Raw genomic sequence first — 12,878 nt, forward strand, 5'->3', positions numbered from 1 at the left:
CTCAGCCCGTGAACTTCACTTCGGTGATGGCCTGCTTGTAACCCGGGTCGCTGAAGTTGGACGGGTCGGCGCCCGAGTACGGCAGCGCCGTCAGCCAGACCAGGACGTACCGGCTCTTCACGGGCTTGTCGACGGTGACCTTCGCGGAGGTTCCGCTGGTCGTCACATCGCCGAGCTTCTTCATGGAGCTCAGCGGGGTGGAGGAACCGGAGGAGTCGGTCGCGTACAGCTCGACCGTGGTGTGGTCGCCGCCGTACCGCAGCGACAGGGCCGCCGCCGAGACCTGCTGCTCGGATCCGAGGTCGTAGACGATGCCGACACCCGGCTTTATCACCATCTTCGGACCGTCGAGGTAGCTGTTGGTCCGCCAGCCCGTGGACGGGTCGCCGTCGTAGGTCTTGCCGACGTCGGCGGCGTGCTGGGCCTGGCCCTTGGCCACGTACTCCTCCGACCCCTTGATCGCGACGGGCTTCGGAGCCGGGCGGTTCTTGTTCTTGTCGCCGCCCTCGTTGTTCTGCGTCTTGGTCGGGTCGTCCGACGCGCCGCCCTGGTCCATCAGGGCGTCGGCGAGCTGCCAGCTGCCGAGGCCCAGCGCGGCGATCAGGAGGGCGGACACGGCCCACTTCAGGGCCTTGCCGGTGCGGCTCTGCAGCGGGGGCGGCGGAGCCGCGAGCGGCTGGGCGGCGCCCGGGTGAGGCGACTGACGGCCGTACGTGCCCTGCTGGTACGTCGTGCGCTGGTACTCGGGCGGGGCGGTGAACGCCGGCTCCGGCGGGCGGATGCGGGGCATCTCGCCGATCGCCTTCACCAGCTCCTCCGGCGTGGTGCACGGCGACTCGTGCCGGGAGGCGGTGGCACCGTCGTTGGCGAGGGCCCGCATGGAAAGCTCGGACAGGCCGCGGTGCACCCCGGCCCGCACCTGGTCCGGCGCGATGAGGCCGATGTCCTTCGGAAGCCCCGACAGACCGTAGGCGTCGCTCTCGTACGGCCAGCGCTGGGTCAGCGCCGCGTACAGCAGGGCGCCGATGGCCTCGGTGTCGGTGCGCTGCGGGGTGTCGGACGAGACGCCGCGCAGCGCGGCGTTCACGGCGAGGCCGCGGATGCGCCACTGGCCCGTCGAGGCGCGCAGGACGGCGTTGGGGTTCAGCCGAAGATGGGCGAGGCCCTCACGGTGTGCGGCGGCCATGGCGGCGGAGACCTGGCTGACCATCTGGTAGGCGTCGTACGGCTCCAGCGGCCCGGCGGCGAGGAGCGTGGTCAGCTCCGTCGCGTCCGGGAGCCACTCGTGGACCACGTAGACGACGTCGTTCTCCTCCACGGCGTCGAGCACCTGGACGAAGCGCGGGTCGCCGAGGAGCGCGGAGGAGCGGGCTGCGGCCAGGACGGACCGGGCCCGTGAATGGTCCGCGGGCAGGATGTGCACGCCCACGGCACGGCGGAGCTTCTCGTCCACGGCGCGCCAACTGCTGAAACCGTCCAGACGGGTGACGCACTCCTCGAGGCGGTAGCGTCTGGCGAGCTTGTGACCGCTGTGCAGTTCAGGCGTCGAGGTCTTCTCGGAGCCGTCGCCCCGGGTGCTCTCCTGTACCTCGTCGCTGTCCGTGTCCCGCTCCCGGTTCTTGGCCACCCCGTCGGCCGTGGACTGGTCCGCCTGTGCGGTCAGCGACGTCTCGCCGCTGTTGTCTGCCACGTCGACGGCAGCCGTACTCCGTTCCGCCACCGTCGTTCCTGCCTCCCCATCCATTGCGCGCCGGCCGGCATCCGTTGCGCGCCGTCCGACGCCGAAACCAATTGTGCCCACAGTCCGCCGCTATGCACGACACGCGGTGGCTGACGATGGTTGTGCGCCTACCCCCCCGCCTCAGCGTCCCAGGCGTCCGCGGACCATGCCGACCAGCGAGTTGAGCTCCTCGATGCGCATGCGGCGGGCGGCGACGAAGAAGACCCCGAGCAGCACGGCACCGCCGGCGAACACCGCGGCGAGCGAGCCCGCGACGCCCTGGCCGAGCGTGTGGCCGATGCCGTAGACGGCCGCGCCGCTGAGCAGGGCTGCCGGGATCGAGGCGATGCACAGCCGGGCGTAAGTCCGCAGGACGCGGGCGCCGTCGAGGTCTCCGCCCAGCCGCTTGCGCAGCCGGCGCCAGGCGACGCCGACGCCGATCGCGTAGGCCAGTCCGTAGGAGGCGGCCATGCCGACGACGGCCCAGCGGGACGGGATGACGAAGTAGCAGACCGCCGAGGCGCCGGCGTTGACCGCGGCCACGATGACCGTGTTGTAGAAGGGAGTTCGGGTGTCCTCGTAGGCGTAGAAGGCGCGCAGGACCACGTACTGCACGGAGTACGGGATCAGGCCCAGGCCGAACGCCATCAGCATGAAGCCCATGTTGGTGGCCTCGCTGGTGCCCGAGGAGCCGAACATGAGCGTGCACATCGGGATGCCGAGGGAGAGGAAGCCGAAGGCGATCGGCACGATCGCGACGGCCGTGTTGCGCAGGCCCTGCGAGATGTCGTCGCGGACCGCCCCGCCGTCGCCCTCGGCCGCCGAGCGCGACAGGCGCGGCAGCAGGGCGGCCATCAGGGAGACGGTGATGATGGCCTGCGGCAGGCCCCAGATCAGCTGGGCGTTGGCGTAGGCGGCGAAGCCGGTGCCGTCGACCGGCGAGGCCTTGCCCGCCGCGGTGGACAGCTGGATGACGATCATGGCGCCCGCCTGGTTGGCGAGGACGAACAGCACCGTCCACTTGGCGAGCGTGACGGCCTTGCCGAGTCCCTGGCCCCTCCAGTCGAAGCGCAGCCGCAGCCGGAAGCCGGTCTCGCGCAGGTAGGGGATCATCGCCAGTGCCTGGACCACCAGGCCGAGCAGGACACCGACGCCGAGCAGGCGCTGACCCTCCGGCGGGATGGTGGTGACCTCCATGCCGGAGTCGGCCGCCGTGCCGTAGACGTAGATGAACATGCCCAGCGTCACGATGATGACGATGTTGTTCAGGACCGGGGTCCACATCATCGCGCCGAACTTGCCGCGGGCGTTGAGGATCTGGCCCATCACCACGTGGATGCCCATGAAGAAGATCGTGGGCAGGAAGAACTGGGCGAAGGTGGTGGCGACCCGGTTCGCCGCGGGGTCGCTGGCGACCGGGTCGGACAGCACGCGGATCAGCAGGGGCGCGCCGAGCACGGAGAGCGCGGTGAGTCCGCCGAGCGTCACGATGACCAGGGTCAGCAGACGGTTGGCGTAGGCCTCGCCGCCGTCCTCGTCGTTCTTCATGGCGCGCACGAGCTGCGGTACGAAGACCGAGTTCAGGCCGCCGCCGACGGTGAGGATGTAGATCATCGTCGGCAGCTGGTAGGCGACCTGGAAGGTGTCACCGAGCAGGCCGACGCCCAGAGCGGAGACGATCAGTGCGGAGCGGATGAAGCCGGTGAGGCGGGAGACCATCGTGCCGGCCGCCATCACGGCGCTGGACTTCATCAGGCCCGCGGCGCGGCCGGTCTTCTTCGGGGCGGGCGAGGGGGCCGTCTCCTCGGCGGGGGCCTCCTCCGTCACGGCCGCCATCGCCGCGGTCTGCTCGGGCGCCGGGTACTGGCCCTGGGCCAGGGGCGCCGGGGACGGGCCGGGGACCGAGGGCGACTCGTACGAGGGGTGGCCGCTGCTCTGCTGCTGGTCCCGGAAGAGGTGCGCGAACGCGTCCGGTTCCTGGCGCGGCTCACCCGCCCGGGAGACGAGGTCGTCCACGCCGACGAACTGCGTGGTGCGCGGGTCGTCGCCGTACGGCAGGTGCCGCGTCGGACCGTCCGGCTCGGGCGCGGGCGTCTGGGCCCACACCCGCGGGTCGGGGGCGTACGGCGACTGCGGCGGCTGGGCGTACAACTGCTGCTGGGGCTGGTACGTGCCCGGCGCGGGCGGCGGGTGCGCGGCGCGGTCGTAGAGCGCCTCGCCGACCGGGTCCTGGGCGGAGAGGTCGTGCGCCTGGTAGGGGTCCGGGGCGTAGGCGTCCTGGAGGTACATGTCCGCGGGCGGCTGCGGCGGCACCTGGCCGTGCTCGGCCGGCGAGCCCTCGGGCCCGCCCGACTCGGGGTGCCCCGGGCTGCCCGCGGCACGGCCGCGGTCACCGTCGTACGGCGCGTTCATGGTTACCCCACCTCATCGTCCCGGGCCCACCGGCCACGACATCTCAACGGTCCACTCTCTCACCCGTGCCGGACGGGTCGGCGCTTTCCGCTGCGGTGTCCGGGGCCGGGTCACTCGGCTGCTCCGGGGCGCCTGCCCGGGAGCCGGCGGCGGACTCCTCCGTGAGACGGTCGCCGGCGGTGTGCGGATCGTGCGGGGCGCCGGCCGGTTCCTGCGGCTCGCCGGCGGTCTCCTCGGGCCCGGCGGTCTCCTCGGGCTCGGCGGCCTCGCGGGCGGCGGCGCGCTTGCGCTGGGTGTACATCCGGAAGCCGGCCAGGACCAGGAGCAGGAAGCCGCCGCCGATGACCAGCATCACCGTGGGGGTGACCTCGGTGACCCGCACGTCGAAGGTGACAGGGGCGCCGTAGGGCCGGCCGTCCTCCGTGTAGAGCTGGGCGACGACCTCGGCCCGCCCGTTGGCGTTGGCGGACGTGGTGAACTTCACCGACTGGCTGTGGCCGCCGTTGACCGCGACGGGCTGCTCCTCGTAGGAGGCGTCGCCGATCTTGAGGCGGGTCGGGTTCTTCGACGTGAGCCGCAGTTCGAGGTGCTCGACGCCCTGCACCAGGTTGTTCTGGACGGTCACGGGGATCGTGGCGCTGCGGCCGGAGAGCTTGGTCTCCGTCTTCTGGATCAGCTTGACGCCGTCGATGATCCCGTCGAGGTAGGACTCGATGTCGTCGCGGTAGCCCACCGCCGCGACGCCCCGGCCGCGCCAGGACGTGGACATCTCGCGGTTCATGGCCCGCCCGAACGGGGTGACCACGCGGGACTGGATGGTGAGGATGACCTTGAACTTGTCGAGCTTGCCCTGCGTCCGGGCGATCTGCTCGAACGCGGCCCGCGGCAGCTCCTGCTTGCGCAGGTCACGGGGGTACACCGACGCCGGCGGCACCTTCGTGTTCGCGGCGGGATCGGGCTTGGCCTTGGCGGCGTCCGCGAGATCCTGCGCCTCGGACCAGTTCCCGCCCTCCAGGGCGGCCAGGGCTTCGGCCATGGCCTGGGCCTGACCGACGGAGGGCATGCGCTGCGGGGCGACGACGACGCTGCGCTGCTTGCCGGTCTGCAGGCCCAGCGTCAGGCTCTGGGCGAGGAAGCGCTGCACGGCGAGCGTGGACGCGGAGGCCTTCGTCAGGTCGCCCTGGAACGGCGTGGACATCCTGGCGTCCGCCACGACCGCCGTGGTGCCACCGCCGATGGGCCGGGCCGCTGAGGGCGTGTAGGACAGGTTGTCCTGGAGACTGTCGCCGCGGGCGATCACCTTGTCGGCGCCCGCGGACGTGGCGACCTTCACGATCGGCGGGTCGACGGCACCCTCGGCGGGCCACGCGAAGTCCGTGTTCGGCTTCACATGGAGGATCGTCTCCACCGTGTCGTCGACGACGTCGGTGGCCTCCTTGAGGTGGCTCAGGGAGCCGGTGACGTTCGTGCCGTTGTGGGCGAGGGAGGCCAGGTCGGGGTCGCCGAAGGGCAGGGCGACGACCTCCTTGCCGGCGACGGCCTGCTGGAGCTCGGTCAGCCACTTCTTGGCGAGCTCCTGGTTCCTGCCGGGGACGGTGGTGCCGTCGGCGGCGCGGACCTCGTAGCTCCTCGTCATCGCGTCGACGGACGCCAGCAGGTCCGGGTCGACCACCCACGTCACGCCGAGGCCCTTGCCCAGCGACACCATCTGCTCCAGGCGGCCGCCCGGGGAGATCTCCTCGGCGAGCTCCTCGTCGCGGAAGACCGGCGTCTGCTGCTCGTTCGACCCCGTCTCGGCCGCCATGTGGGAGGTGGAGACGAGGGGCCACAGGAACGTGGTCCTCGTCTTCGTGCCGGCCTCCTCCGGCTGCCAGGGCAGGAACGTCCGCTGAATGCCCAGGAGCCGGTCCCAGGGCTGTGCGGAGGTCTCCCCGGAGAGCGTGACACCCAGCTGGTAGACGCCGTCCCCGCCGAGGTCCAGTTCGTCCACGGGCACCGAGATCGAGAAGGGCTCGGCCACGCCCGGGGTGAGCTTGGGGAACTTCTCGGTGTACTTCCCGCCGACCTCTTCGCCGAGAAGACCCTGGACGTCATCGCTCTTCCTGGCCAGGGTGTCGATGGACGAGCGGGTCTCGACCCGAGGGCCCACCCGCAGATCGACGTGGGCGTCGGTGACCGCCTGCTTGCCGTTGTTGGTGACCGTGCCCGAGACCGTCACCGTGTCCCCCTCGGTGGGGGCGCTGGGGGTCAGTGAGTCGACCGCCACGGCGACCGAGCCCGCGCCGGAGGCGACCTGCGGGGACTCCTGTCCCGCCGCGTCCGCGGGGGTCGCGCCGGGCAGCTGGAGGAGCCCGGCCAGCAGGGGCGCACCAGCGAGCAGTGCCCCGGTGCGCCGCAGCCACCGGCGGGCAGGTGAGGCACTGGTCCCCTGGAAGTCTGCCGCGTCGGCCACGCGCTTGCCCGTCCCTCGTCGTCGTCAGTGGTGGTCGTCGGAATGTGCGTCCACGCATGGTAACGATGCGCGCTGAGGGGAAGTGCCGCGGTCCGCCTCACAAGATCGCAGGCCGATGCCCCGCTGTCCCGTATGACGCCCTATGGAAGGGAGCGGTTCTCTATCGCTCAAGGGTCGCCCTTGTGCGCGTCTGGCGGGACCTGTCCCACCCGGAATACGGGGAGCTGAGGGGCGCCCCGGCCACGTACCCTCTTCTTTTGTGCCGAACGCCAACGAAGAAACGTCCAGTGTCCTGAGCCAGGTGCAGCACCGCGCGGTGAGTGAGCTGCTGCGGGTCGCCCCTGTCGCCGACGACCTCGCCCGCCGCTTCCAGGAGGCCGGGTTCTCCCTCGCCCTGGTCGGCGGCTCGGTCCGGGACGCGCTGCTGGGCAGGCTCGGCAACGACCTGGACTTCACGACCGACGCCCGTCCCCAGGACGTGCTCAAGATCGTGCGGCCGTGGGCGGACGCCGTCTGGGAGGTCGGGATCGCCTTCGGTACGGTCGGCGCCCACAAGGACGGCTACCAGATCGAGGTCACCACCTACCGGTCCGAGGCGTACGACCGCACCTCACGCAAGCCCGAGGTGTCGTACGGCGACTCCATCGAGGAGGATCTGGTCCGCCGTGACTTCACGGTCAACGCGATGGCCGTCGCGCTGCCGGAGAAGGACTTCATCGACCCGCACGGCGGCCGGGAGGACCTCGCGGCGCGTGTGCTGCGCACCCCGGGCACTCCGCAGGATTCCTTCTCGGACGATCCGCTGCGGATGATGCGGGCCGCGCGCTTCGCGGCTCAGCTGGACTTCGAGGTCGCACCCGAGGTCGTCGCAGCGATGAAGGAGATGGCGGGACGGATCGAGATCGTCTCGGCCGAGCGGGTCCGGGACGAACTGAACAAGCTGATCCTCTCCCCGCACCCGCGCAAGGGCCTGTCCCTGCTCGTGGAGAGCGGCCTGGCCGACCACGTGCTGCCCGAGCTGCCGGCCCTGCGGCTGGAGCGTGACGAGCACCACCGGCACAAGGACGTCTACGACCACACGCTGATCGTGCTGGAGCAGGCGATGGCGCTGGAGGAGGACGGTCCGGACCTGACGCTGCGGCTGGCGGCGCTGCTGCACGACATCGGCAAGCCGCGCACCCGGCGTTTCGAGAAGGACGGCCGGGTCTCCTTCCACCACCACGAGGTGGTCGGGGCGAAGATGACCAAGAAGCGCATGACCGCGCTGAAGTACTCCAACGAGCTGGTGAAGGACGTCTCCCGGCTGGTCGAGCTCCACCTGCGGTTCCACGGCTACGGCACCGGCGAGTGGACGGACTCCGCGGTCCGCCGCTACGTCCGTGACGCCGGCCCGCTTCTCGACCGTCTCCACAAGCTGACCCGCTCGGACTGCACCACGCGCAACAAGCGCAAGGCGGCGGCCCTGTCCCGGGCGTACGACGGGCTGGAGGAGCGGATCGCCCGGCTGCAGGAGCAGGAGGAGCTGGATTCGATCCGCCCCGATCTCGACGGCAACCAGATCATGGAGATCCTCGGCGTCGGTCCCGGCCCCGTCATCGGCCGCGCGTACCAGCACATGCTGGAGATGCGGCTGGAGCACGGGCCGATGGAGCACGACGCGGCCGTGGCGGTGCTCAAGGAGTGGTGGGCCGAGCAGGAGAGCTGAGGCTGTGGAACGGGGTCGTGTTTCACGTGAAACACGACCCCGGGACCAGCACGAGGGGCGGTGTTTCACGTGAAACACCGCCCCTCTCTGCATCCGCGTTACTTCTTGTAGTCCTGCAGGCAGAGCAGGAAGTCCTTGCCGTCACCGCTCTCGGTGTACGTGTACTGGAAGTCCTTGGCTTCGGCCTCGCACTTGCTCGACGCCAGGGTCTCCGTGAGGAAGGACCCCTCGATCTTGGCCAGCACCTTGAACTGAGCCTTCGCGTCGCTGCACTCGACGACCTCGAGGTCCGGGTTGTTGTCGTTGGTGCTGCCGCGGTGCATGCAGTCACCGACAGCCGCCGTGTTCGCGTCGTCCCGGCTGGTGATGTAGCCGCCGATGGCGATGCCCGCCACCGCGACGACGATCACGATGTTCTTGATGGTCTTGAAGCTCAGCTTGCGGCCGGACGGCTGCGGCGGAACCGGGGCGTACGGGCCCGCGCCCTGGGGCGGGATGCCGGGCTGGCCGGGCTGCTGGGGGTAGCCGCCCTGCGGCGGGTACGGAGCCTGGGCCTGGCCGGCGGGCTGGTTCTGCGCGAACGGGTTGCCCTGGGGCGGCGGAGTAGACACTTGGGGTCCCCCTATAAAGCATGGATGAGTGACGCGAACATGTCGCGAGATAAGACCCACGTAAGGTAGCGGTCCCCACTGACAGCGCAGTAGTCAGGAGTGGCTCTGTGTCATTGATGTGACACTGCCGCCCGGCCAAACCGGGCCATAGCAGCAGCTACTGCCGCGTAGATAACGGCGATCGTGATCACCAGCGGCGCGGATCGGCCGTCCGGCGGCAGCATGAGGGCGGCCACGGCGGCCGCTCCGACGAAGAAAACGTTGAACAGGACGTCGTAAACGGAGAAGATCCGGCCACGGAAGCCGTCGTCGACGGAGGACTGGACGATGGTGTCCGTGGCGATCTTCGCGCCCTGGGTGGTCAGACCGAGGACGAACGCGGCGACCAGCAGGGGCACGATGGCGAACGGCAGCCCGAGAGCGGGCTCCAGCAGGGCTGCGGCCCCGGCGCACACGACGATCCAGCGGCCCGGTCCGAGCCGTCCCGCGGCCCAGGGCGTCACCACCGCCGCCGCGAAGAACCCGGCGCCCGATACGCCCAACGCCAGCCCCAGCAGGGCGAGTCCGTCGTCCGTGGTCTCGGTGAGGGCGTACCGGCAGAGCATCAGCAGCATGACGAGCAGCGCGCCGTAGCAGAACCGCATCAGGGACATCGCCGCGAGTGCCCAGGCGGCCTGCCGGCGCGGCGGTCCGGCCAGGTGCCGTACGCCCGCCGCGAGTTCGCGCATCGTGCCGGTGAGGGCCGTGCCGATCCGCAGGCGTACCGCGCTCCGGTCGGGACCGAGGAGTTCGCGCGCCATGCTCAGTGTCGCCAGGGCGGCGCACAGGTACAGCCCGGCCGCCACGAGCAACACGGCCGCGTCGGAGTCGGCCACCACCAGACGGACGACGAAGGCGAGGCCGCCGCCCGCGGTCGCCGCCAGCGTTCCGGCGGTCGGGGAGAGGGAGTTGGCGATGACGAGGCGATCGGCGTCCACGACGCGGGGCAGGGCGGCGGACAGGCCGGAGAGCACGAAGCGGTTGACGGCGGTGACGCACAGGGCGGAGACGTAGAAGAGCCAGTCCGGTGCCGGACTGAGTATCAGCAGGGCCGTCGCGCAGGCCAGGAGGGCGCGCAGCAGACTGCCGTGGAGCAGGACCTGGCGCCGCCGCCAGCGGTCGAGCAGGACGCCGGCGAAGGGGCCGACGAGCGAGTACGGAAGCAGCAGCACGGCCATCGCGGAGGCGATCGCGGCCGCCGAGGTCTGTTTCTCCGGTGAGAACACGACGTAGGCGGCGAGCGCGACCTGGTACACACCGTCGGCGCCCTGGGAGAGCAGACGGACGGCGAGCAGGCGCCGGAAGCCCTGGAAGCGCAGCAGCACGCGCAGGTCACGGACGACGGCCATGGGGCCCAGCCTCACATACGGGGAGGGTCCCCGGGCCATACGACCCGGGGACCCTCACAGCCCTGGCAGGAGCGACTCTGTGCGGCGCGTCAGCGCTCGACCTCACCCTTGATGAACTTCTCGACGTTCTCGCGGGCCTCGTCGTCGAAGTACTGCACCGGCGGGGACTTCATGAAGTAGCTCGACGCCGACAGGATCGGGCCGCCGATGCCGCGGTCCTTGGCGATCTTCGCGGCGCGCAGGGCGTCGATGATGACGCCGGCGGAGTTCGGGGAGTCCCAGACCTCCAGCTTGTACTCCAGGTTCAGCGGGACGTCACCGAAGGCGCGGCCCTCCAGGCGGACGTAGGCCCACTTGCGGTCGTCCAGCCAGGCGACGTAGTCGGACGGGCCGATGTGGACGTTGCCCTCGCCCAGTTCGCGGTCGCGGATCTGGGAGGTGACGGCCTGGGTCTTGGAGATCTTCTTCGACTCGAGGCGGTCGCGCTCGAGCATGTTCTTGAAGTCCATGTTGCCGCCGACGTTCAGCTGCATCGTGCGGTCCAGGACGACGCCCCGGTCCTCGAACAGCTTCGCCATGACGCGGTGCGTGATGGTGGCGCCGACCTGCGACTTGATGTCGTCACCGACGATCGGGACGCCCGCCTCGGTGAACTTGTCCGCCCACTCCTTGGTGCCGGCGATGAAGACCGGGAGGGCGTTGACGAAGGCGACCTTGGCGTCGATGGCGCACTGGGCGTAGAACTTCGCCGCGTCCTCGGAGCCGACGGGCAGGTAGCAGACCAGGACGTCGACCTGCCGGTCCTTGAGGACCTGAACGACGTCGACGGGCTCCTCGGCGGACTCCTCGATGGTCTCGCGGTAGTACCGGCCGAGGCCGTCGAGGGTGTGGCCGCGCTGGACCGTCACGCCGGTGCGGGGCACGTCGCAGATCTTGATGGTGTTGTTCTCGGAGGCGCCGATGGCGTCCGCGAGGTCGAGACCGACCTTCTTGGCGTCCACGTCGAACGCGGCGACGAACTCGACGTCGCTGACGTGGTAGTCGCCGAACTGGACGTGCATCAGGCCCGGCACCTTGGCTGCCGCGTCGGCGTCCTTGTAGTACTCGACTCCCTGCACCAGCGACGCGGCGCAGTTGCCCACGCCGACGATGGCTACGCGAACCGAACCCATTCCGGTTGCTCCCTGTGTGTACGAGTGAGGCCCGCGAGGGCTCTCACGTGGCGGTGTCGTCGGGCGTATCCGGACGGGGGTCGTCCCCCGGCCGGGGCAGGCCGCCCGACGCTCCAGATGTGGTGTCACGCGAAGCGGGGTCCCCGGAGGCGGGGCCCTTGAGGTCCCGTCCCGCCCGCTCGCTCTCGATGAGCTCGTTCAGCCAGCGCACCTCGCGCTCCACGGACTCCATCCCGTGGCGCTGAAGCTCGAGCGTGTAGTCGTCGAGTCGCTCGCGGGTCCGGGCCAGAGAGGCGCGCATCTTCTCCAGGCGCTCCTCCAGGCGGCTGCGGCGGCCTTCCAGCACGCGCATGCGGACATCGCGCGAGGTCTGCCCGAAGAACGCGAAACGGGCGGCGAAGGTCTCGTCCTCGTACGCGTCGGGCCCAGTCTGCGAGAGCAGCTGCTCGAAGTGCTCCTTACCTTCCGCCGTCAACCGGTAGACGATCTTGGCGCGGCGGCCGGTGAGGGGCACGGCCTCGGTCTCGTTCCCCGGTTCCTCGATCAACCAGCCGTTGGCGACCAGCGTCTTGAGGCAGGGGTAGAGCGTCCCGTAGCTGAACGCACGGAACACGCCCAAGGACGTGTTGAGGCGTTTACGCAGCTCGTATCCGTGCATCGGAGACTCGCGGAGCAGGCCGAGTACGGCGAACTCGAGGATGCCGGAACGCCGGCTCATCGTCGCCTCCTCTCCGCGGTGTGCGCGTCCCCGTCCGGTGTATCGCTCCGATGTCTCGGGGCGATGTGTCGAGCTGATGTATCGACTCGATACATCACGACGATAGAACGGCCTTCCGGATGCGACAAGAGGGGGTGTGGTGAACGGGATCACATCACCGATTCATCGGACGCGAGTTGCCTGATTTGAGGTGAACTTCGGGGCTCGGCAGGTTTTGACGGTGCGTAGTCTGTGCGCCATGCACATCACCGGGAACCGAGTGACGCACGAGAGCGTCGTGGTCTTCGGTGTAGTACGGGTGCATGCGGGACCGATGAATGCGGAGCCGACCGCATCCGTACTTCGGGGGGACCGGAAACCAGCCGCCGTTTCCAGGCGCGCAAGGGTGCGCCTGCCCGAGGAGTAGTCGTTCGATGAGCGAGCACCGTCGCAAACCGCCGCAGCCGCAGGGAGGCGGACGTGCCGCGGCCCGACGCGGCCAGTCCGGCTCGTCCTCCGGCCGCCGAGCGGCACCGCGAGGCGCCACCGGGTCTCCGTCCGACTCCTATGGGTCGGACTCCTACGGCTCAGGGGGTGAAGAGCGTACGTACGGCGGCCGTGCCGAGGCCCGTCGTGCGGCGCAGAGAAGTGGGGGTGGCCGGCGGAGAGCGGCCGAACCGCCGCGGGGCGGCGGCCGACGTGGCGCCGCCATGGGCGCTGC

The 12,878-nt window shown here is 70.3% G+C and carries 8 protein-coding genes; 1 reads left to right on the top strand and 7 read right to left on the bottom strand.

Going from position 1 to position 12,878, the window contains the following annotated elements; all coding sequences use genetic code 11:
• Position 1: 1 nt before the first annotated feature.
• The 3 genes from ACIGAQ_RS22365 to ACIGAQ_RS22375 form a co-directional block, all read right to left on the bottom strand.
• A complete protein-coding gene (locus tag ACIGAQ_RS22365; protein WP_362275891.1) occupies positions 2 to 1,720 on the bottom strand; it encodes a protein kinase family protein in 1,719 nt (572 codons plus the stop codon).
• Between the two features lie 141 nt (positions 1,721 to 1,861).
• Complete coding sequence (murJ, locus tag ACIGAQ_RS22370; protein ID WP_362275889.1) at positions 1,862 to 4,132, bottom strand: murein biosynthesis integral membrane protein MurJ; 2,271 nt, start codon at positions 4,130 to 4,132, stop codon at positions 1,862 to 1,864.
• Positions 4,133 to 4,175: 43 nt separating this feature from the next.
• A complete protein-coding gene (locus ACIGAQ_RS22375; RefSeq protein ID WP_399785335.1) occupies positions 4,176 to 6,584 on the bottom strand; it encodes a DUF6049 family protein in 2,409 nt (802 codons plus the stop codon).
• Between the two features lie 259 nt (positions 6,585 to 6,843).
• Between ACIGAQ_RS22375 and ACIGAQ_RS22380 the strand changes: the two genes are divergently transcribed.
• The gene (locus ACIGAQ_RS22380) at positions 6,844 to 8,289 is read left to right on the top strand and encodes a CCA tRNA nucleotidyltransferase (RefSeq protein ID WP_362275884.1); all 1,446 of its coding nucleotides are present in this window, start codon (positions 6,844 to 6,846) and stop codon (positions 8,287 to 8,289) included.
• A gap of 98 nt (positions 8,290 to 8,387) precedes the next feature.
• Here the strand turns inward: ACIGAQ_RS22380 and ACIGAQ_RS22385 are convergent, their stop codons facing one another.
• The 4 genes from ACIGAQ_RS22385 to ACIGAQ_RS22400 form a co-directional block, all read right to left on the bottom strand.
• On the bottom strand, positions 8,388 to 8,900 hold the full coding sequence (locus ACIGAQ_RS22385) for a hypothetical protein (RefSeq protein WP_311682634.1): 513 nt from the start codon (positions 8,898 to 8,900) through the stop codon (positions 8,388 to 8,390).
• A gap of 110 nt (positions 8,901 to 9,010) precedes the next feature.
• A complete protein-coding gene (locus ACIGAQ_RS22390) occupies positions 9,011 to 10,288 on the bottom strand; it encodes an MFS transporter (protein WP_399785339.1) in 1,278 nt (425 codons plus the stop codon).
• 89 nt (positions 10,289 to 10,377) lie between these two features.
• On the bottom strand, positions 10,378 to 11,460 hold the full coding sequence (locus ACIGAQ_RS22395; protein ID WP_362275878.1) for an inositol-3-phosphate synthase: 1,083 nt from the start codon (positions 11,458 to 11,460) through the stop codon (positions 10,378 to 10,380).
• Between the two features lie 43 nt (positions 11,461 to 11,503).
• On the bottom strand, positions 11,504 to 12,178 hold the full coding sequence (locus ACIGAQ_RS22400) for a helix-turn-helix transcriptional regulator (RefSeq protein WP_399785343.1): 675 nt from the start codon (positions 12,176 to 12,178) through the stop codon (positions 11,504 to 11,506).
• Positions 12,179 to 12,878: the final 700 nt, after the last annotated feature.

This window comes from Streptomyces sp. NPDC085932, assembly GCF_044540525.1.
In the GTDB taxonomy this organism is placed as follows: Bacteria; Actinomycetota; Actinomycetes; order Streptomycetales; family Streptomycetaceae; genus Streptomyces; species Streptomyces levis.